This is a genomic window from Streptomyces sp. ICBB 8177 (assembly GCF_003144095.1).
Classification (GTDB): Bacteria; Actinomycetota; Actinomycetes; order Streptomycetales; family Streptomycetaceae; genus Streptantibioticus_D.
Map to the genome: position 1 here is coordinate 1,076,559 of NZ_NSKH01000018.1, position 19,377 is coordinate 1,095,935.

Here is a 19,377-nt window from a genome sequence, read left to right on the forward strand (position 1 = left end):
TTCCGCCGTGACCACCGCCCCCAACGCCCGCGCCGTCGTCAACGCAGTCGTCAACGCCGACGCGGGCGCCGACGCCTCCTTCGCGCGCGTCCTCGCCTGGCGGGACTACGATCCGGTCGTCCGCGCGCTGGACGGGATGTCCCTGGGCACCGTCGAGGTGGGCGGTGATCCGGCTGAGGCCGCGCGAGGGCTGTGGGACGCGGGCGCGCGCCGGGTGGAGCTGCCCGGGACGGTGGACCTGGCCGACCCCCGTGATCCGGTCGCCACCGTGTGGGCGCTGTGCCTGGTGCGCGACCTGACCGCGCTCGGCGCCGTCGTGGACTGGCGGCTGGCGCTCGGCCCCGGCACCGACTGGCGCACCCTGTCCCACCTCCAGCCGCCGCGCGCCACGACCGGCACCCCGGACGACACCGAGGTGCCCGGACGGTGGCGGCACGGCTACTACCTGGGCAAGTGCCTGTGGCGGCGCGGTCCCGGCTTCGTCCAGATCCGGGACCGGCGCTGGGGCGCGCTGCACCGCTTCACCGTGGACGAGCCCGAGTACCAGGAGGCGATCGCCCTGCTGTCGCGCGGCGTCCCGCGCTCGGCCGTGCCGCCCGCCGTGCTCGCCGACCTGGAGCGGGAGCGCCTGGTCGGCTCGGTCGGCGAGCAGGCGTGGTTCCTGCCCTACCGGGTGCGGCGCTGGGCCAAGGGCGCCATCACGCTGTGAGCCGAGGCCGCCCCGCCGGCCGTGAACGGGGGCCGTCCTAGCAGGCGGTGGACGGCCCGTTCTGCCGCACCATGTTGTCGGCCGACATCCAGCCCGCCTCACTGGTGCCGTCGACCCGCACGTACCACCACTTGTTGCCGAACGCGTTGTCCACCCAGCAGTGGTACATCAGCTTCGCGCCCGACTTGACCAGCACCAGGTCGGGGCAGGTCTGGTACGGGCCGCTCTCCAGGTGGTAGTCGCCCTGGAGGTAGGCGTACGTGCCGGGGTTCGGGTCGCGGTGGCTCCAGCCGGCGCACCCGCGCGAGACCGCCGTCGCGGTGGGCGCCGCCTTGCCCGGCGCGCTCGCGGAACCGCTGGGGGACGGCGGCGCCGGTGCCGAGGCGGAGGGGGAGACGGACTGCGAGGCGCTGGGGGAGGGCGGCGCGGAAGGGCGGGCGCTGGTCATGCCGGTGACCGCCTTGCCCATGCTGGGCTGCGGCACGCTCGCCGGAACGCTGATCGCGGGCGGCGCGGCGGGACCGTCGGACACGTCGTCCCGCGCCCCGCCGCCGCCCACCAGCGCGTACGCGACCCCGCCGCCCGCGAGCACCACGGCCGCCGCGGCGGCGACGATCGCGGTGCGGTTGCGGCGCCGGGCGGACGTACGGCGTCCGGGGGCGCTCGCTGTCGTGCGGGCGCTCGCCGTCCCGGCGCCGGGCGGCGGCTGGGGCAGGGTGCGGGCCCGGGCCGGCGGGGTGTAACCCGGCCGCGCGGGCTGCGGGCCGGAGGACGGCGCCGGTGCGCGCTGCCCGTACGGCGCGGGCCGGGGCGCCTGACCGCCCGTCGCGAGCGTGCCGGGGGCCGTGCCCAGGTTCGTCGTCGCCCCGGAGGCGACCGCCTCCAGCAGTTCGCGCGCTCTGGCGGCGGTGGGCCGCTCCGCCGGGTCCTTCGCCATCAGCGCGCGCAGCACGGGAGCCAGCGGGCCCGCCGCCCGGGGCTCCGGCAGCGGGTCGGAGACGATCGCGGTGAGCGTCGACCACACCGAGGTCCGGCGGAACGGCGAGGCGCCCTCCACGGCCGCGTACAGCGTCATTCCCAGCGACCAGACGTCGCAGGCGGGTCCCGGCTCGTGGCCCTGGGCGCGCTCCGGGGGCAAGTAGTCGAGCGAGCCGACGAGTTCACCGCTGCGGGTCAGCTTGGAGGCCGCCTCCCCGCCGCCGGCCTCCACGCTGGCGATGCCGAAGTCGGTGAGCACGACCCGGCCGCCGCGCTCCAGCAGCACGTTGCCCGGCTTGACGTCGCGGTGCAGCACACCCGCGCGGTGCGCGGCGGCGAGCGCGTCCATCAGCCGCGCGCCGATCCCGGCCGCCTCCCGCGGGTCCAGCGTGCCGCGTTCGGCCAGCACGTCGTCGAGCGAGGGACCGTCGACCAGCTCCATGACGATGACCGGAAGGCCCTGGTCCTCGATCACGTCGTGCACGGTGACGACGCCCGAGTGCCGGATGCGCGCGGCGGCCTGCGCCTCGCGCCGCATCCGTTCGCACAGGTCGGCCAGTTCGTGCGGGGAGGCGTCGGTGTACGCGCGCAGGATCTTGACCGCCACCTCGCGGCCCAGCAGTTCGTCGACCGCGCCGCCGACCACGCCCATGCCGCCGCGCCCCAGCGTCCGCGTCACCCGGTAGCGCCCGCCCAGCACCCGCCCGACCGGCTCACCTGCGCCGATTGCGTCCCCCGCCGTCACCGCACGCTCCGTTCCGTGATCGTTCCGGACCGGCCCGTCGCGCCGGACCGGTGCCTCTTCGCCGGCGGGCTACAGCGTAGGGGGTGTCCCGCTACGGGCGTGTCGCGCCCCGTACCACCAGGTCGTCCAGCAGCCGCGCGGTCGCCTCGGCGATCTCGTCGACGGCGCGGTCGAACACCTCCCGGTTGTGCGCGGCGGGCGTCCGGAAGCCGGACACCTTGCGCACGTACTGGAGCGCCGCCGCCCGGATGTCGGCCTCCCCCACGGCCTCGGTCACCGGCGGCCTGAGTGTCTTGATGCTGCGGCACATGTCTTCAGTGTGCCGCGCTCCCGTCCCCGGCGCGCCGTGCCGGGGACGGGAGCCGCGTAGCCGTCAGCCGAGCAGCACCGGCAGTTCGCGGTGGCCGTTGGAGATGAACGAGCTGACCGGACGCAGTTCGCGCTCCGGGACCGCCAGCCTGGCGTGCGGGAAGCGGTCGAAGAAGGCGGGCAGCGCGATCGACGCCTCCAGCCGGGCCAGCGGCGCTCCCAGGCAGAAGTGCACCCCGTGACCGAAGGCCAGGTGCTCCTTGTCGGCGCGGGTGACGTCGAAGTCGGCGGCGTTGGCGCCGTGCCGGGCGACGTCGTGCCCGGCGGCCTGGTAACCGGCGAGGATCGGCTCGCCCCGGGCGATGGTCACGCCGTCCAGCTCGATGTCCTCGACCGCGTAGCGCAGCGGAAGGTGGGCGACGGGAGCGCGGTGGCGCAGCGACTCCTCGATCACGTCGTCCCAGCTCGCCGCACCGGAGCGGACCAACTCCAGCTGGTCGGGGTGGGTCAGCACGGCGTGCACGGCGTTGTCGATGAGGTTGACCGTGGTCTCGTGGCCCGCGCTGATGACCAGCAGCAGGGTGTCGACCAGTTCCTGCTCCGACAGCTTCGTGCCGCCGTCCTCCTCGCGGGTGGCGATCAGCAGGCTGGTCATGTCGTCGGCGGGTTCCTTCCGCTTGACGGCGACCAGTTCGGTCAGCAGGGCATGGATCGCGTGGTAGGTGGCGAGCGCCTCCTCGGGGGTGCTGGAGGTGGCGAAGACGCCGTCCACGGCGGTGCGCAGCGGCTCGCGCAGGCGCTGCGGGACGCCGAACAGCTCGCAGATGACCTGGATCGGGATCGGGTACGCGTACCCCTCGCGCAGGTCGACGGCCGTGCCCTGGGCGGTCCGCGCGAGTGCGTCAAGCAGGTCCTGGGCGATCCGCTCGATCCTCGGGCGCAGCGCGGCGGTGCGCCGGGCGGTGAAGGCGGGCGCCACCAGCTTGCGCAGCCTGCGGTGGTCGGCGCCGTACGCGGTGAACATGTTGGTCACCGCCACCCACGTGAACAGCTGCCAGTCCTGCGGGATCTCACCGTTCGCGAAGGCCGGCCAGTGCTGCTTGGGGTCCTTGGAGACTCTGGGGTCGGTCAGCAGCTGCTTGAGCAGGTCGGCGTCGCCTATCGACCACGCCACCACCTGGCCAGGAAGTTCCACCCGCGTCGCCGCCCCGCGCTCGGCGATCCGCCGGGCCTCGCCGGGGATGTCGGTTCCTGCGGGGTCGATGACGTAAGGGGCGAGCTGGGTCGTGCCTGACTGCTGGTCCATCGGACGTCTCCGGGGGTCTCGGGGGATGCGGGAGATGCGGTGGGCGGTTCCTTCGGCAGTGCGGTACGGGGGGTGGTGGTACGGGGTGCGGCGTCGGGCACCGGGACCTCGGCGGGCAGCGGCACCCGTACCCCGGTCACCGGCGGGAAGCGCACCGGCAGCGCGGCCAGCGCCCGGTGGAACGGTCCCGGCCGCCAGGTCAACTCCTCGGCGGGAACGGCGAGTTCGAGGTCGGGCAGCCGGTCGAGCAGCCGCTCCAGCGCGACCGAGGCGATGATCCGCGCCTCGCGCTGCGCCGGGCAGCCGTGCGGTCCCGCACTCCACGCCAGGTGGGCCCGGTTGCCGGAGCGCCGGTCGGTGGCGAGGGCCGGGTCGGTGGTGGCGGCGGCGAAGCTGACCACCAGCGGGACGCCCGCGCGCAGCGGCACGCCGTCCAGCTCCACGTCGCGGAACGCGTAGTGGACGCCGTAGTTGGCCATCGGCGGGTCGGTCCACAGCACCTCGTCGAGCGCATCCTCGACCGGCAGGCTGCCGACGCCCAGGTCGCCCGCGAAGCGGTCGTCGGACAGCAGCAGCCGCAGGCCGTTGGCGATCAGGTTCTGCTGCGGCTCGGTGCTCGCGCCCATCAGCACGACCAGCTGGTGGATCATCTCCTCGTCGGTCAGCCGCGCCTCGTGCGCCAGCAGCCGCGAGACCATGTCGCCGCCGGGGCGCCGTCGCTTGAGCGCGATCAGCTCGACCAGGGCCTCGGTGATCAGGGCGTCGGACTTCTCCGCGTCGATGCCGTCGAAGATCCCGCGCATGCCGGTGTAGAGCCGGTCGCCCAGGTCGGCGGGGCAGCCGAACATCTGGCCCAGGACCCGCAGCGGAAGGTGCTTGGCGTAGTCGTTCAGCAGGTCCGCCTCGCCGACCGGGCCGAAGGCGTCGATGAGCGCGTCGGCGCTGTGCTCGACGTAGCCGCGCAGCGCGTCGGGCTCCACCGCGCGCAGGCAGTCGTCGATCGCCCCGCGCAGCCTGCGGTGCGCGTCGCCCTCGGAGAACAGCGCGTTGGGCCGGTACGCCATCATCGGCACGACCGGGTTGTCGGGCGCCACCGTCCCGTCGGCCAGCGCGCGCCAGCGGCGGGCGTCCTTGCCGAACGTCTCGGTGCCGCGCAGCACTTGCAGCGCCGCCGCGTAGGAGGTGACGAGCATCGCGTCGACGTCCGGCGCGAGCCGCACCGGGGCGGCGGGCCCGTACGCGCGCAGTCTCGCGTAGATGGCGCCGGGGTCCGCGGCGAACTCCGGGCCGTACAAGGGCGTCGCGCCGGCGGGGGCGTGCGCGGGGCAGCCGGGCGGCGGCGTGCCGGGGCGCGGGTCGTCCTGGGGTGCGGGGTGGGTCACGCGGGCTCCTGGCCTTCGCGGGCGGACAGGTACTGGACGAGGGCGATGAGGGCTTCGGTGGACGACCGCCGGTCGCGGGCGTCGCAGGTCACCAGCGGGGTCTCGGGCAGCAGGTCGAGCGCCTCGCGCAGCTCCTCCTCGGCGAACTCCGGCGCGCCGTCGAAGCGGTTGACGGCCACCGCGTAGGGCAGCCCGTACTCCTCCAGCAGCCCCATCACGTCGAAGGAGTGCTCCAGGCGGCGGGTGTCGGCCAGGACCAGGGCGCCGAGCGCGCCGCGTGCCATGTCCTCCCACAGCCGGGTGAAGCGCTGCTGCCCGGGGGCGCCGAACAGGTAGAGCACCAGGTGGTCGTTGAGGGTGAGGCGGCCGAAGTCCAGGGCGACGGTGGTCGTGGTCTTGTCCGGCACCCCCCGCAGGTCGTCGGTGAGCGCGCCCGCCTGCGTCATCGTCTCCTCGGTGCGCAGCGGCCTGATCTCGGACAGGGTGCCGACGAACGTGGTCTTGCCCACCGCGAAGTGACCGACCACCAGGAGCTTGACGGCCGTGCTCACCGTCGAGGGCAGGTAGACGTCGTCACAGGCGAGCGCGGAGCCCATCAAGGACCTCCTGGAGGATCCGGGGTTCGGTGGGTCGGGCGGACGGGACGGGGGAGCGGGTGAGGATCAGGCCGTCGTCGGCGAGATCCCCCAGCAGCACCTTGGTGACGCTCACCGGGATGCCCAGGTGCCCGGCCACCTCGGCGACCGACAGCGCGCCGCCCCGGCACAGCCGCAGCACGCGCTCCTTCTCCGGGCTCAGGGCCCCCGGTTCGGCGCCGGTGGCGATCACCAGCGTCACCAGGTCGAAGGTGTCGCGGGTCGGATGGGCACGGCCCTCGGTGATCACGTACGGCCGCACCAGCCCCCGCCTGCCGGGCCGCGGCGCGGTCATCCGGCGGTGCCCGCGCCCTGCCGCGGCGGGCTGGTCAGCGCCTTGCCGAGGCGGTCCACCAGCTTGTGCATGCGAAACGTCACCGCCTCCATGTCCACCTCGGCGGCGGCGGACACCGCGAGGTAGGCGCCGGGGCCCGCGGCGACCAGGAAGACGAAGCCGTCGGCGAACTCGATCAGGGTCTGCCGCCACACGGTGTCCGGGCGGTCGCAGAACTCCGCCGTGCTGCGGCTGATGGACTGGAGCCCCGACAGGGCGGCGGCCTGGCGCTCCGCCTCGTCCCTGCCGATGCCCTGGGAGTGGGCGCGCAGCATGCCGTCGGCGGACAGCAGGATCGCGTGCCGGGCACCGGGCACGGCCAGCGCGTCGTCCAGCATCCAGTCCAGGCGGTCGTCGGTCATGTCGCGGGGTTCCCTTCGTGGTCCGGGCGTGAGCCGTCGGACGGCGTCCCGGCGGCGGGGGGCCGGCGGACGGTCAGCGTTTCCTCGTCGGCGGGCGGTTCTGAGGCCGGCGCCGGGCGCGCGGCGGGGGCCGGTTCTCCCGCCGCGCGGCCCGAGCGGGTGCCGCGGGCGAACGCGCCGATCATCGCGGCGGCCTGTTCCGGCGAGCGGCCCGCGGGCTCCTCGGCCGGGACGGGCGGGGCGGCCACCGGGGCGTGCGCGCCCAGTTGCCTGCGACGGCGCCGGGGCAGCCCGTTGGCGGTCGTCGCCAGGGCGGTCGGCGGGGTGACGGCCGGCGCGCCGCCGGCGGCCGGGGCGGGCGCGGGGGCCGCGGGTACCGGGCGGGCGGCGGATCGCGCGGGGGCGGCGTCGACCGCGGGCGCGGGGTCCTCCTCGACCCGGGTGAGCAGCTCACCCGGCAGGAAGAGCACCGCCCGCACACCGCCGTACGGCGACTGGGTGTCGACCGAGACCCGGAAGCCGTACCGCGCCGCGAGCGCGCCGATGACCGCGAAGCCGAACTGCGGCGGGTCGCCGAGGTCGGCGATCTCCACCGGCCGGTGTCCCGACAGCAGTTCCGCGGCCCGGCGCACCTCCTGGTCCAGCAGCCCGACGCCCGCGTCGTCGATGACGATGGCGGCGCCGTTGTGCGCGGGCTGGATGCCGACCTGGACGGTGGTGTTGGGCTGCGAGTGCCGCGCCGCGTTGTCCAGCAGCTCGGCGACGGCCAGCACCACCGGTTCCACGGCGCGGCTGACCACGCCGGAGCCGACCTGGGAGTGCGCCTCGACGCGGCGGTAGTCGCGGATGCGGGAGGTGGCGCCGCGCACCACGTCCAGCAGCGTGGAGGCGGCCCGCTGGCGGCCCGGCCACGATCCGCACAGCACGGCGATGGCCTGGGCGCGGCGGCCGAACTGCGCGTTGGTGTGGTCGATCTCCAGCAGGTCCTGGAGCACGGCCGGGTCGTCGTGCCGGTCCTGCATCGCCGAGATCGCCAGCTGCTGCTCGTTCGCCAGGCCCTGCAGTGCCCGCATCGACGCCTTCAGCGCGTTGCGCGCGGTGCGGTCGGCGCGGGCCCGGGTGGTCTCCACGGAGGTGGTGAAGGACCGGATCACCGCCGCCAGGCTCAGCGCGTAACCGGAACCGACCAGCGAGGGCGGCACCGGCACGTTAGCGGCGGCGGCCGGCCCGCCGTCCAGCAGGGCGGGCAGCCGCACCTCGGCCAGGTCCCGCAGCGCCTCGTCGCGGTCGCGGGCCAGGCCCTCCAGCTCGGTGATCCGGCGGCGCAGTCGTACGACCGCCAGCCGCTCGCGGACCAGCAGGACGACCACGGCCAGGGCGACCGCCGCCAGGCACCACAGCCACGCCTGGAGTGTCTCTCGTGTCATCAGATCCTCGGGACGGGACGCGTGAGGGGACGGGAAAGTGCCTCACACGTCGGTCGTCGGGTCGGTGGCTCGTTCGCGTGTCCGGGCGGGAGCCTACGGGGCCCGGCGACCGGAACGCGACCGGGGGTGATCGCCAACTGCCCGTTCGAGTGCGGGATTTGGCCGGTATCGCGGCAGATCGACGGGCTGATCACCACAGCGAAGTGACCCGTTCGCGTTCCGTGACGATCGTCACCCGGCGCCCTCGTCCCGCGGGGTACGGCGGCCGTGCGCTGCCCGGCGCCCACCTCCCGCGGGCTACGGCGGCCGTGCGCCCGCGGTCAGGCCGCCGTACTCACGGGATTCTCGCATCGGACACCGAATAGTTCGGGAGCCGATGTATTCTGGAACCGGAGTATTCGGTGAGCGGCAGCCGTACCCCGGGCCGCCGCGGGACCAGGAAGGCGGGTGGACCGGTGGCGAGCGCCACGGCACGGCAGCTGACCGCCCTGCTCACCCAGGAGCGGCCCCGGCCCGCACGGATACGCGAGCGCCCCGGCGGCTGGTGGCTGGCGGTGACCACGGTCTGCTTCGGCGCGTTCATGGGCCAGCTCGACGCCAGCATCGTCACCCTGACCTACCGCGGTCTGGGCAGCGACTTCCACACCTCGCCCGCCGCCGTCGAATGGGTCTCGCTGGCCTACCTGATCACCCTGGTCGCCCTGCTGGTCCCGGTCGGGCGGCTGGCCGACGCGCACGGCCGCAAGCTGTTCTACCTGTACGGATTCGTGGTCTTCACCGCCGCGTCGGCGGCCTGCGGACTCGCGCCCTCGCTGGCGGCGCTGGTCGTCTTCCGGGTGGTGCAGGCCGCCGGGGCCGCGATGATGCAGGCCAACAGCGTCGCCCTGGTCGCCACCAGCGCCCCCAGGGAGCGGATGCGCACCGCGCTCGGCGTGCAAGCCGCCGCCCAGGCGCTCGGGCTCGCCCTCGGCCCGACGGTCGGCGGCGCGCTGGTGACCACCCTGGGCTGGCGCTGGGTCTTCGGCATCAACGTGCCGATCGGCGTGATCGCCCTGGTCGCCGGGCACTACCTGCTGCCCAGGACCCGCACCCGCAACCGGGTGCCCGGCTTCGACTGGCCGGGCCTGGCCCTGCTCGCGCCGGCCACCACCGCCGGGCTGCTGGGCGTCTCGGCGGCCTCGGGCCTGCGGGTGCCGGGCTGGGCGGTCGGCACGCTGTTCGCCGCCGCGGTGGCGGCCGGGTGGGGCTTCGCCGTACGGCAGGGCCGGGCCGCCGCACCGCTGCTCGACCTCGGGCTGCTGCGGCGCCGGGCGGTCTCCACCGGTCTGGCGGGGGCGCTCTTCGGCTACCTGGTGCTCTTCGGGCCGCTGGTGCTGGTGCCGGCCGCGCTGACGGCGGCGGGGCGCAGCGAGCTGACCGCGGGGGTGGTGCTGACGGCGCTGCCCGCCGGGTTCGCGGCCGCGGCCACCGGCGCCGACCGGGTGCTGCCGCGCGGCCTGCCGGACCGCACCCGCTGCCTGCTGGGCGCGGGCGTGTGCGTGGCCGCCCTCGCCTGGCTCGCCGCCACCGGCCCGGCCGCCCTCGGCACGCTGACGGCGGCGCTCGCGGTGCTGGGCCTCGGACTCGGGCTGTTCACCCCGGCCAACAACACCCTGATCATGAGCGCGATACCGGCCGGCTCCTCCGGGACCGGCGGCGGCCTGGTCAACATGGCCCGGGGCCTGGGCACCGCACTGGGCGTCGCGCTGGTGACGCTCGCCCTGCACCTGACCTCGGCCACCGGAGCGCTGGTCGTGCTGCTGGCGGCGGGCGGAGCGGCGCTGGTGGCGGCGGCCCTCGGACCGCGTACCGGACGCTGACCGGCCGCTCGCAGGTCCGCGTTCCGGACGGTGGCCCGCCGTGCCCGGTCCGCGTTCCGGACGGTGGCCCGGCCCGCGCGGCCCGCCGACTATGGTCGTGCCATGCCGACCCCGCACCACCCCGACGACCCGAACCCCGCGGCCCCCGGGCGCGGCGGGCCCGACGCCCGCCTGCTGACCGAGGTCGTCACCCGGCTGCGCAGGGCGCTGCGCGCCTCGATCCGCACCGACTACCCGTGGGAGACGCTGCCCATGGCCCAGGTCGAACTGCTCCAGGTGCTCGCCGAGCACTCGCCCGCCCGCATCGGCGACCTCGCCGCCCGGCAGCGGCTGGCGACCAGCACCGTCAGCGGGCTCATCGGCCAGATGATCACCTCGGGCCTGGTGGCCCGCGCCGTCGACCCCGCCGACCGCAGGGCGTCCGCCGTCACGCTGACCGATGCGGGCCGCGACCAGCTCACCGCCTGGGCGCGGGCCCACGAACGCCGCCTGGACGCGGCCCTGGACGCGCTGGACGCCCACGACCGCGCGATCGTCCGCTCCGCGCTGCCCGCCCTCTTCCGCCTCGCGGAGCACCTCGACGACACCGGAGCCCCGGACGGCCCGGCCACCGCCGCGCCGGACGGCCCGCGAGCCGCGTCCGGCTCTCCTACCCCCGCTGATCCGCCCGCGCCGCGGGGCTGAACCGCCGCATCCGGCGCGCCGTCAGCACGCCCTCCGCGCCCGCGTTGGCGACCGCGATGCGGGGCAGCTCGGTGGGCCGCTCGTAGAGCAGGAAGCGCGGCTGCCAGCGCGGGCGCAGCCCGGCGTTGTCCCGGTGCACCCCCTCAAGGCCGCGGCGCGGCGACAGCAGCCGCACGATGAGCCGGTGCACCCGGAAGACGAACCCGGTGCCCAGGCCCTGGCCGTACGTCACGGGGGCGTGGAAGACGGTGAAGTTGAGCGCGATCCGCTCGACGTCCGCCACCGGATCGGCGCCCGCACGCGCCCGCAGCAGCAGTTCGGTCAGCATCAGCGCGAAGACGCTGTCCGGCGACTCCCGTTCACGCCGCATCAGGTCCAGCGAGAGGCCGGCGCCGCCGCCCCACGGCACCAGGTCCAGCAGGGCGCAGGTGCGGTCGTTGGGGTCGCGGCACTCGACGATCACGCAGGCGCCGTCGGCCGGGTCGCCCATCCTGCCCAGCGCCATGGTGAAGCCGCGGTCCACCGCGCCGTTGCGCCAGGCGTCGGCCAGGTGGACCAGGCCGTCCATCTCCTCCCGGGTCACCTCCCGGTGCCGTCGCACCGTCACCGAGTAGCCGGCCGCCAGCAGTTCCTCGCGGGCGGCACGCAGCGTGCGGGCCTCGGGCGCGGTCAGGTCGACGTCCGCGACGGTGGTCACCGCCTCGTCGCCGAACGCCAGCACCCTCATCCCGGCGCGTTCGAACGCGCCGGCCGCCCGCTCGCTCGCCCCGGTCACCGCGGGCACCCAGCCGTGGGTGCGCGCGGTGCGCAGCCAGACGCCGATCGCGGCTGGCCAGGCCGCCGGGTCGCCCACCGGGTCGCCGGAGGCCAGCGCGACCCCGTTGACCACCCGGTAGGTCACGCCGGCCTCCTGGCCCGCCGACCAGGCGACCGCCTTGTCCCGGTGGAGCGCGAAATAGCCGAGCGAGTCGTCCGCGCCGAACCGGGCGAGCAGCCCGCGCAGCCTGTCCTCGTCGTCCGGCCCCAGCCGGGCCCGGCCGCGCGGGCTGCGGAAGAACGCGCGCAGCACCTGGAGCAGCAGCGCCACGCTGAGCACGTTGATCAGCAGGTCGATCCAGCCGGGGACGGTGATGTCGGGCAGTTCGAAGAGCGTGGAGAGGGTGAAGACCCGCAGCAGCGCGTAGCGCAGGCAGTCCGTCCAGGACGCGGCCGGTTCGGTGTCCGTCCCGTGCACCAGCACGGTGCCGAGCCCGGCGGCCAGCACCCCGCCCAGCACGAACCAGCCGATCCCCAGCGGGATGTTGCCGCGCTCCCCGCGTACCTGGCAGGCCGGCCGGGCGATCACCAGCGCCACGGCGACCGCGCTGGTCAGCCCCGCCGAGACCCAGTTGATCACGTGCTGCCGGGCGTCCGGCAGCACCAGCAGCGCCCCCCAGTACACCAGCGCGTTCAGCCCCGCCAGCGTGAAGGTGATCAGCCACGCGGCGCGCTTGCGGCGCCGCAGCATGACCGCGAGCAGGCTGGCCACCAGCGCCGCGGTGAAGCCCGCGGTCACCAGGAACGGGGTGAACAGGTCCCCGCTGTCGGCCCGGTAGATGCGGTCGCGGAACGGAGCGATCAGCCCGGTGAGCACGTCCAGCGCGGCGGCCAGCCGCAGGTACCACACGACGGCGACCGCGCACGGCTCCGCCAGCGGGCGCAGGAGCCGCTCGGCCCGGGTCGGCGGCAGGTCGGCCAGCGACACCCTCGGTGGTGCCGGGCGCCTGGACGGCGCGGGCCGCGGGCTCTCCAGGTGCGGCGCCCCGGCGACCGCGTTGTAGACCTTGCGGCGGGCCGCGTCCAGCCGCCCGTGCACCCGCTGCTCGCGGCGCTCGGCCCGGGCGAGCCTGCGCGGCCGCGAGTAGTAGCGCCAGCGCGCCCAGGGGCTCGCCGGGCGGGCCAGCCGGATCGCGCCGAAGAACGCGGGCAGCACCAGGAACAGCCCGAACAAGCCGGTCCACAGCTTGCCCTTGAGCAGGCTGATCACCACCAGCGCCAGCAGCACCCCGATGGCGACGGTCCGAGTCAGCAGCGAGCCGGTGAAGCCGCCCAGCGGGGTCACCCCGAGCAGCAGCAGCCCGATCACGGTGACCGCGAGGATCACCGCGTCCACCGACTGGCGGCCCTCCTCGCGCCAGTAGACGTCCTCCAGGTGCAGCACGAGCGCGAACTCGTCGAGCACCAGCCCGCACCCGATGCCGAACAGCAGCCCCAGCAGGTCGTGCCCCGTCCGCGCCTCGCCGCGCAGCGCGAAGGAGCCGATGCCCCCGACCAGCATCCCGGCAAGGCCGAAGACCACGTGGTGGATGTGGAGCCCGCCGGGCTGGACGTTCCCCGGCCACCAGCTCACCCCGCGGCGGATCATCCGCACGCTGAAGCGGATGAACAGGAACGACCCGAGCAGGCCGACGAGCAGCAGGAACAGCGGCTCACGCCCGGTGTCCACGATCCGGGTCTGGTAGCCGTGCGCCAGCCACTCCCACATGGGTACGCGTCACCTCGTCGTCGTCGTCGTCGCGGCAGCGGCGGTCGTCCGCCGTCGGAGGGGCGGCCACGGCGGGCCGCCCCTGGTCAACGACAGCTTCGCACCCGGGGCGACGCGAACGCCCGAGCGGCGTCGCGTGGCGGTCCGCGACGGCGTGCGGTGCGTGCGGCGGCACGGGGTGCGTGCGGCGGCGGATGGGCGCGGGACGGCGCGCGCGGCTACTTCACGGACGTCAGCTTCGCGTACACCACGACGTTGCCCAGGTAGCTGCGGGTGGCCTTGGAGAAGCCGCCGCCGCAGGTGATCAGGCGCAGCTCCGGCGTGGGGGTGTCGGCGTAGACCTTGGCGTCGGGAAAGTCCTTCTTCTCGTAGGCGTTGACGCCGTAGACGGTGAAGACCGCGACGTGCTTGTCGGCGCGGGTGACCTCGACGGTGTTGCCCTTGTGCAGCGAGCCGAGGTCGTAGAAGACGGCCGGGCCCTTGAGGTTGTCCACGTGGCCGGCGAGCACCGCGGCGCCCTTCTCGCCCGGCGCGGGGCCGCCGTCGTACCAGCCGGCCAGGTTCTTGTCGGCCTCCGGCGGCACCTGGAGCTGATTGCTCGCGTCCACGCCCAGCTTCATCAGCGGCGCGTCCACCTTGATGGCCGGGATGCGCACCCGTTCCGGCAGCGAGTACGGCAGCGGCGCGACGCTCGGGCTCGGCGAGGCGGAGGCCGCCGGGGCGCCGTGGCCCGGGGAGGGGGCGCCCACCGCCTGGGCTGCGGTCGGGGCGGGCGGCTGCGAGGTCTCGGTGCCGTTGTGCAGCAGCCAGGCCCCGGCGAGCAGCGCGGCGGCCGAGAAGGCGATGACGGCCCGGGGGGCGCGACGGGGGCGGCCGGTGCCGGGCGGATCGTCCGTCTGCTGGGGTTCGCCGGGTCCGTAGGGCCAGGGGCGCGGGGTGGACGGCATGGTCGGCGGCCTTTCGACGACGGTTGCGCGGCACGGCGGTCGGTACGGCTGGACGCCGGACGGCGAACACGGCGCGCACGTGATGACGTTATGTCCGATGTTCGCCTCATCTGACAGGGGATCACACGACACGGCGGACGGCGAGCGATGACCGACCCGTACGGAGCACACCCACCGGGCGCTTGTTACCGTTCGGTGTGCCACCGATACCCAGCCGGGACGTGAGTCCGGGCAAGCCCGCTCCGCAGCCAGGCCCGGCCCCCGCACGCCGCCGCCTGTTCGCCGACCTCACGCCCCTGCGCACCTCGGTCGACTACCGGCGGCTGTGGTTCGGCAACACCATCTCCTGGATGGGCCAGCAGATGACCGCCCTCGCGGTCTCGCTCCAGGTCTACGCGATCACCAGGTCGACCTTCGCGGTCGGCCTGGTCGGGCTGTGCTCGCTGGTGCCGCTGGTCGTCTTCGGGCTGTACGGCGGCGCCATCGCCGACACCCTCGACCGCCGCAAGCTCGGCCTGGTCAGCGCGACCGGGGCGAGCGTGATGTCGGTGGTCCTGGCGGGAGCGGCGCTCGCGCACTACCACCACGTCTGGCTCCTGTACTCGGTCGTGGCCCTCCAGGCGGTCTGCTTCGCCATGAACTCCCCGGCCCGCAGCTCCATGATCCCCCGGCTGCTGCCGCCCGAGCAGCTGCCGGCGGCGAACGCGCTCAACTCGCTGACCTCCAACCTCGGCCTGATGGTGGGACCCAGCCTCGGCGGCATCATCGTCGGCCTGTGGGGTTATCAGGCCGCCTACCTGGTCGACGTGGTGGCGTTCGGCGCCTCCCTCTACGCGATGTGGCGGCTGCCCGCGATGCGCCCGGACCACGGCGAGCGGGACGGTGCCGCGCCGCGCCGGGCCTCGGTCGTGGACGGGCTGCGCTTCCTGGCCACCCGGCCCAACCTGCGCATGACGTTCTTCGTGGACCTGGCCGCGATGGTGCTGGCCCAGCCGCGCGCGCTCTTCCCGGCGATCGCGGCGCTGTGGTACGGCGGCGACGCCAAGACGGTCGGCCTGCTGGTCGCGGCGCCCGCGGTCGGCTCGGTGCTCGGCGGGCTGTTCTCCGGCTGGCTGGGGCGGGTGCGCAGGCACGGGCGGGCGATCCTGTGCGCCGTGGCCGCCTGGGGCGCCGCGATCGCGGTGTTCGGGCTGACCCGGCAACTGTGGCTGGGGCTGTTCTTCCTCGCGGTCGCGGGCGCCGCCGACACCGTCTCGATGGTCTTCCGCTCCACGATGCTCCAGGCGGCCACCCCGGACCGGATGCGCGGTCGCCTGCAGGGCGTGTTCATCGTGGTGGTCGCGGGCGGACCGCGGCTGGGCGACTTCCTCGCGGGCTCCGCGGCCGACCTGACCTCGCCGTCCACCACGGTGTTCTGCGGGGGGCTGGCCTGCCTGCTGGTGCTGGCGTTGCTGGCGCTGCGGTGGCGGGGCTTCGCGCGCTACGACGCACGCGATCCACAGGCGTGACCTGGAACGATCTGGGCCGGCCAGGCGTGAACGGGCCGACCGTGGGCACAACTGGCTACGCAACCGCGTTCGACGCGGGGGCGTCTGACCGGGTGTAGGCGGTTGAAGGACCAGGGCGACCGGCCCGGTCCGCACGGAAGGCGGGACGAAGACGTGGGCATCATCGGCTGGATCCTCCTGGGGCTGATCGCCGGGGCGATCGCCAAGATCCTGCTGCCCGGGCGGGACCCGGGCGGCCTGGTCGGCACCACCCTCATCGGCATCGCGGGGGCGTTCGTGGGCGGCTGGCTGTCCATGCACTTCCTGCACCGCCCGGTGCAGCACACCTTCTTCGACGCCCGCAGCTGGGGCTCGGCCATCGTCGGTTCGCTGGTCCTGCTGATCCTCTACCGCATCTTCTTCGGCAACTCCCGCTCGCGGCGCGGCTGACGCCGGGATCGCCGGGGACGCGTCCCCGGCCGGTCAGCCCAGCATCTGCCGCAGCAGGTCGCGCAGCGTCGTGCGGTCGTGCTCGGACAGGGCGGCCAGGGGCTCGCGGGCGAAGCCCAGGGAGGCGCGCAGGCGGGTGGCGGTGTCCTTGCCGGTGTCGGTGGCGGCGGCGAGCTTGACGCGGCGGTCGGCCGGATCGGGGCGCCGCTCCACCAGGCCGCGCGCCTCCAGGCGGTCCACGATGCCGGTGACGTTGGACGGCTCGCACTTGAGCTGCTCGGCGATCCGCCGCATCGGCATCGGCTCGCGGGACAGCAGCCCGAGCACGCGCGCCTGGGCGCCGGTGAGCTGGTGCCGGGCCGCCGCCGTGTCGTACTCCTCGTAGTAGCGCGCCACGACGGTGCCGATCAGTTCGACGACCTCCAGCGTGAGGGGGTCCATGGGGGCGGGGGCCGGTGCGGTCATGGGGTCAGTCTACCCACTTGCTTGACATCATGAAATATCCAGGTGCATGGTTAGTTCAGTTAGTGAAGTACCTGGTGGTACCCGGAACTGCCTGCAAGTGCCGAAGAAGCAAGGAGATGCCCCCCGATGTCCGCGTCCGCACCCGCACACCCCCAGCTCCCCGCCACCGGCCGCGAATGGCACCTGGTCGCCCGCCCCGACGGCTGGCCCGTCCCCGGTGACTTCGCGCTGCGCGAGGCCGAGGTGCCCGCCCCCGGCCCCGGCCAGATCGCGGTGCGCAACCTCTTCATGTCGGTCGACCCATACATGCGCGGCCGGATGAACGACGTCAAGTCCTACGTGCCGCCCTTCCGGCTGGACGCCCCCATGGACGGCGGGGCGGTCGGCGTGGTCGTCGCCTCCGAGGCCGAGGGCGTCGCGGTCGGCGACCACGTGCTGCACGGGCTCGGCTGGCGCGAGTACGCGGTGCTCGACGCCCGGCACGCCACCGCCGTCGACCCGGACGTCGCGCCGCTGTCGGCCTACCTCGGCGTGCTGGGCATGCCCGGCCTGACCGCGTACGCCGGTCTGCTGCGGGTCGGCGCCTTCCAGGAGGGCGACGCGGTCTTCGTCTCCGGCGCGGCCGGAGCGGTCGGCAGCCAGGTCGGCCAGATCGCGAAGCTCAAGGGCGCCTCCCGGGTCATCGGCTCGGCCGGCTCCGACGAGAAGGTCAAGGTGCTCGTCGAGGAGTACGGCTTCGACGCCGCGTTCAACTACAAGAACGGCCCCGTGCGCGACCAGCTCAGGCAGGCCGCCCCGGACGGCATCGACGTCTACTTCGACAACGTCGGCGGCGAGCACCTGGAAGCGGCGATCAGTTCCCTGAAGGTGCACGGGCGCGCCGCGATCTGCGGCATGATCGCGCAGTACAACGCCACAGAGCCGCCCGCCGCCCCGCGCAACCTCGCCATGGTCATCGGCAAGCGGCTGCGCCTGGAGGGCCTGCTCGTCGGGGACCACGCCGACCTCAAGGACCAGTTCGTCGACGAGGTCGGCGGCTGGCTGCGGGACGGCAGCCTGCGCTACCGGGAGACCGTGGTCGACGGCATCGACCACGCCGTGGACGCCTTCCTCGGCCTGCTGCGCGGCGAGAACACCGGCAAGATGGTCGTCCGCCTCGACGCCTGAGACCGGCGCCGTCCGCGATCGGCACCGGGGGTGTGTTGCGTCCGCCCGCCCCCGCTCGCTTACGCTTCATCCGACCGCCGCGACCGTGGGCGCGAGTCGCGACGCATCTCAGGAGGATCATCCCGTATGTCCATCCAGTCCGTAGACGTCCTGTACACCGCCGTGGCCACCGCGGAGAACGGCCGTGACGGCCGCGTCGCCAGCGATGACGGCAAGCTCGACGTGGTCGTCAACCCGCCCAAGGAGATGGGCGGCAGCGGCGCGGGGACCAACCCCGAGCAGCTGTTCGCCGCCGGCTACAGCGCCTGCTTCCAGGGCGCGCTGGGCGTCGTCGCCCGGCAGGAGAAGGCCGACATCTCCGGCTCGACGGTGACCGCGAAGGTCGGCATCGGCAAGACCGAGGCGGGCGGCTTCGGCCTCACCGTCGAGATCTCCGCGTCCATCCCGAACGTGGACGCCGCCACCGCCCAGGCCCTGGTGGAGAAGGCGCACCAGGTCTGCCCGTACTCCAACGCCACCCGTGGCAACATCGAGGTGAAGCTCTCCGTGGCCTGACGCCTCGTCAGGATCACTCGCTTCGCGACTAACGCCCGTCCCGGACGCCGCTCAACGGCGCGCTCCGGGGCGGGCGTTCGCGTCTCATTCGCCCTTACCCGCGGTCCGCGCGGGGCTCGTCCCGTCCGCGGCGCCCGGGTCCAGCAGCCTGAGGAAGTCGCGGAAGGCCACCGCCATGTCCACCGACTCCGGGTCCAGCAGCCACTGGAGCTGGAGGCCGTCAAGCACCGCCGCCAGCAGCGGCGCCGCCCGCTCCGGGGTCAGGCCGCCCGCCAGCCGCTGCCCGTACTCCTCCCGCAGCGCGTTCGCGCCGCCCTCCCGGGCCCGGCGGTAGCGGCGCCGGAAGAAGGCGCGGGCCGGATGGCGCGCGGTGACGCTGTCGGCGGCGAGCACGGTGTAGGTCCTGACCAGGGCGGGCCGGGTCGCGTGGTACTCGACCAGCGAGGCCAGCATCTCCAGCGGCCAGCCCGTCCCGCGCAGCGCGGCGGCGGTGAGGTCCCACTGGCCTGACGCGTCCAGCACGGCTGCCAGCAGCGCCTCCTTGGTGGGGAAGTAGTGCAGCAGCCCCTGCTGCGTCAGGCCGACGCGGTCCGCCACGGCACCCAGGGTCGTGCCGCGGTAGCCGCGCTCGGCAAGCACCGCGAGCGCGGCCTCGACGATCTCGGCGCGCCGGTCCTCGGACCGTGCGGTCCGGCCCCCGCGGCGCCCGTCCGGGCTCTTCGCGGTCACGGTCGAGAGCCTAGGGGGTCCCGGGTGGATCCGCGCGGCGTCATGGCATCCACCCGGCCCTGGCACAACGTGACGCTCCCTGCGAAAAGGGGCGACGGCCCGCAACCGGCGCCTACCGGCCGTTCTGTCCGACATCGTTGTCTGACCCCGGCGGCGGTGAAGGGGACTCCGTACCCCAACTCACCTGCACCGAAGCGGATTTGAGCATGGGGGAGGAGGGGGCTACGGTCCATGGGTAACGGTGGCCGTCCGCCCGCGCGGCGGCGGTCCCGAGCGTGGCGCGAGGACGCCGAGGTATGCCTCGTGTCCGCGGGGGCGGAGCG

Annotated in this window: 19 protein-coding genes; 7 read left to right on the forward strand and 12 right to left on the reverse strand. The window is 74.7% G+C overall.

The features are described 5' to 3' along the window. Nucleotides 1-7: 7 nt before the first annotated feature. Nucleotides 8-709, forward strand: a complete 702-nt coding sequence (locus CK485_RS13235; RefSeq protein WP_241968325.1) for a DUF5825 family protein — start codon at nucleotides 8-10, stop codon at nucleotides 707-709. A 37-nt stretch (nucleotides 710-746) separates the two neighbouring features. On the opposite strand, the gene CK485_RS13240 is transcribed toward CK485_RS13235, so the two are convergent. From CK485_RS13240 to CK485_RS13275, 8 genes are all read right to left on the reverse strand, one after another. Next, a complete protein-coding gene (locus tag CK485_RS13240; RefSeq protein WP_109450170.1) occupies nucleotides 747-2,432 on the reverse strand; it encodes a serine/threonine-protein kinase in 1,686 nt (561 codons plus the stop codon). A 91-nt stretch (nucleotides 2,433-2,523) separates the two neighbouring features. Further along, on the reverse strand, nucleotides 2,524-2,742 hold the full coding sequence (locus tag CK485_RS13245; protein WP_109450172.1) for a DUF2277 domain-containing protein: 219 nt from the start codon (nucleotides 2,740-2,742) through the stop codon (nucleotides 2,524-2,526). A gap of 63 nt (nucleotides 2,743-2,805) precedes the next feature. Further along, nucleotides 2,806-3,918, reverse strand: coding sequence for a cytochrome P450 (locus CK485_RS13250; protein ID WP_241968453.1), 1,113 nt, complete (start codon nucleotides 3,916-3,918; stop codon nucleotides 2,806-2,808). Next, the gene (locus CK485_RS13255) at nucleotides 3,900-5,429 is read right to left on the reverse strand and encodes a cytochrome P450 (RefSeq protein WP_241968326.1); all 1,530 of its coding nucleotides are present in this window, start codon (nucleotides 5,427-5,429) and stop codon (nucleotides 3,900-3,902) included. The genes CK485_RS13250 and CK485_RS13255 overlap by 19 nt, the downstream gene beginning before the upstream one ends. Then, nucleotides 5,426-6,025 carry an ATP/GTP-binding protein gene (locus CK485_RS13260; RefSeq protein WP_109450176.1) on the reverse strand — a complete coding sequence of 200 codons (600 nt, stop codon included), beginning with the start codon at nucleotides 6,023-6,025 and terminating at the stop codon, nucleotides 5,426-5,428. The genes CK485_RS13255 and CK485_RS13260 overlap by 4 nt, the downstream gene beginning before the upstream one ends. After that, nucleotides 6,003-6,359: a DUF742 domain-containing protein gene (locus CK485_RS13265; protein WP_109450178.1), complete on the reverse strand. Its 357-nt coding sequence runs from the start codon at nucleotides 6,357-6,359 to the stop codon at nucleotides 6,003-6,005. The genes CK485_RS13260 and CK485_RS13265 overlap by 23 nt, the downstream gene beginning before the upstream one ends. Further along, the gene (locus CK485_RS13270; RefSeq protein WP_109450180.1) at nucleotides 6,356-6,760 is read right to left on the reverse strand and encodes a roadblock/LC7 domain-containing protein; all 405 of its coding nucleotides are present in this window, start codon (nucleotides 6,758-6,760) and stop codon (nucleotides 6,356-6,358) included. The genes CK485_RS13265 and CK485_RS13270 overlap by 4 nt, the downstream gene beginning before the upstream one ends. Beyond that, nucleotides 6,757-8,187: an ATP-binding protein gene (locus tag CK485_RS13275; RefSeq protein ID WP_241968327.1), complete on the reverse strand. Its 1,431-nt coding sequence runs from the start codon at nucleotides 8,185-8,187 to the stop codon at nucleotides 6,757-6,759. Before CK485_RS13275 ends, CK485_RS13270 begins: the two co-directional genes overlap by 4 nt. A gap of 455 nt (nucleotides 8,188-8,642) precedes the next feature. On the opposite strand from CK485_RS13275, the gene CK485_RS13280 reads away from it, so the two are divergent. Together CK485_RS13280 and CK485_RS13285 are read left to right on the forward strand one after the other, a co-directional pair. Continuing rightward, entirely contained in the window at nucleotides 8,643-10,046 is a 1,404-nt protein-coding gene (locus CK485_RS13280) for an MFS transporter (protein ID WP_275124617.1), read from the forward strand. A gap of 102 nt (nucleotides 10,047-10,148) precedes the next feature. Then, complete coding sequence (locus tag CK485_RS13285) at nucleotides 10,149-10,730, forward strand: MarR family winged helix-turn-helix transcriptional regulator (protein ID WP_109450181.1); 582 nt, start codon at nucleotides 10,149-10,151, stop codon at nucleotides 10,728-10,730. Here the strand turns inward: CK485_RS13285 and CK485_RS13290 are convergent. Then, the gene (locus CK485_RS13290) at nucleotides 10,696-13,254 is read right to left on the reverse strand and encodes a phosphatidylglycerol lysyltransferase domain-containing protein (RefSeq protein WP_109450183.1); all 2,559 of its coding nucleotides are present in this window, start codon (nucleotides 13,252-13,254) and stop codon (nucleotides 10,696-10,698) included. The genes CK485_RS13285 and CK485_RS13290 overlap by 35 nt on opposite strands. A gap of 218 nt (nucleotides 13,255-13,472) precedes the next feature. Then, complete coding sequence (locus CK485_RS13295) at nucleotides 13,473-14,201, reverse strand: class F sortase (protein ID WP_109450185.1); 729 nt, start codon at nucleotides 14,199-14,201, stop codon at nucleotides 13,473-13,475. Nucleotides 14,202-14,422: 221 nt separating this feature from the next. On the opposite strand from CK485_RS13295, the gene CK485_RS13300 reads away from it, so the two are divergent. Both CK485_RS13300 and CK485_RS13305 read left to right on the forward strand, forming a co-directional pair. Continuing rightward, on the forward strand, nucleotides 14,423-15,709 hold the full coding sequence (locus CK485_RS13300) for an MFS transporter (protein WP_241968328.1): 1,287 nt from the start codon (nucleotides 14,423-14,425) through the stop codon (nucleotides 15,707-15,709). A gap of 153 nt (nucleotides 15,710-15,862) precedes the next feature. Continuing rightward, nucleotides 15,863-16,138 (forward strand): GlsB/YeaQ/YmgE family stress response membrane protein, encoded by a 276-nt coding sequence (locus tag CK485_RS13305; protein WP_109450189.1) that lies wholly within the window; start codon nucleotides 15,863-15,865, stop codon nucleotides 16,136-16,138. Nucleotides 16,139-16,171: 33 nt separating this feature from the next. Here the strand turns inward: CK485_RS13305 and CK485_RS13310 are convergent, their stop codons facing one another. Then, nucleotides 16,172-16,603: a MarR family transcriptional regulator gene (locus CK485_RS13310; protein ID WP_241968329.1), complete on the reverse strand. Its 432-nt coding sequence runs from the start codon at nucleotides 16,601-16,603 to the stop codon at nucleotides 16,172-16,174. Between the two features lie 126 nt (nucleotides 16,604-16,729). Here CK485_RS13310 and CK485_RS13315 point away from each other — a divergent pair, with 126 nt between their 5' ends. Continuing rightward, nucleotides 16,730-17,770: an NADP-dependent oxidoreductase gene (locus CK485_RS13315; protein WP_109450193.1), complete on the forward strand. Its 1,041-nt coding sequence runs from the start codon at nucleotides 16,730-16,732 to the stop codon at nucleotides 17,768-17,770. A 126-nt stretch (nucleotides 17,771-17,896) separates the two neighbouring features. Further along, the gene (locus CK485_RS13320) at nucleotides 17,897-18,325 is read left to right on the forward strand and encodes an organic hydroperoxide resistance protein (RefSeq protein WP_109450195.1); all 429 of its coding nucleotides are present in this window, start codon (nucleotides 17,897-17,899) and stop codon (nucleotides 18,323-18,325) included. A gap of 84 nt (nucleotides 18,326-18,409) precedes the next feature. Here CK485_RS13320 and CK485_RS13325 read toward each other — a convergent pair whose 3' ends face one another. Next, complete coding sequence (locus tag CK485_RS13325; protein WP_241968330.1) at nucleotides 18,410-19,054, reverse strand: TetR/AcrR family transcriptional regulator; 645 nt, start codon at nucleotides 19,052-19,054, stop codon at nucleotides 18,410-18,412. Nucleotides 19,055-19,377 lie beyond the last annotated feature (323 nt).

Excerpts from the sequence above, each read along its gene's own strand:
- CK485_RS13295 (WP_109450185.1), bottom strand. The coding sequence starts at position 14,201 with ATGCCGTCCACCCCGCGCCCCTGGCCCTACGGACCCGGCGAACCCCAG.
- CK485_RS13275 (WP_241968327.1), bottom strand. The coding sequence starts at position 8,187 with ATGACACGAGAGACACTCCAGGCGTGGCTGTGGTGCCTGGCGGCGGTC.
- CK485_RS13320 (WP_109450195.1), top strand. The coding sequence starts at position 17,897 with ATGTCCATCCAGTCCGTAGACGTCCTGTACACCGCCGTGGCCACCGCG.
- CK485_RS13260 (WP_109450176.1), bottom strand. The coding sequence starts at position 6,025 with ATGGGCTCCGCGCTCGCCTGTGACGACGTCTACCTGCCCTCGACGGTG.
- CK485_RS13245 (WP_109450172.1), bottom strand. The coding sequence starts at position 2,742 with ATGTGCCGCAGCATCAAGACACTCAGGCCGCCGGTGACCGAGGCCGTG.
- CK485_RS13270 (WP_109450180.1), bottom strand. The coding sequence starts at position 6,760 with ATGACCGACGACCGCCTGGACTGGATGCTGGACGACGCGCTGGCCGTG.
- CK485_RS13265 (WP_109450178.1), bottom strand. The coding sequence starts at position 6,359 with ATGACCGCGCCGCGGCCCGGCAGGCGGGGGCTGGTGCGGCCGTACGTG.
- CK485_RS13310 (WP_241968329.1), bottom strand. The coding sequence starts at position 16,603 with ATGACCGCACCGGCCCCCGCCCCCATGGACCCCCTCACGCTGGAGGTC.
- CK485_RS13290 (WP_109450183.1), bottom strand. The coding sequence starts at position 13,254 with ATGTGGGAGTGGCTGGCGCACGGCTACCAGACCCGGATCGTGGACACC.
- CK485_RS13315 (WP_109450193.1), top strand. The coding sequence starts at position 16,730 with ATGTCCGCGTCCGCACCCGCACACCCCCAGCTCCCCGCCACCGGCCGC.
- CK485_RS13285 (WP_109450181.1), top strand. The coding sequence starts at position 10,149 with ATGCCGACCCCGCACCACCCCGACGACCCGAACCCCGCGGCCCCCGGG.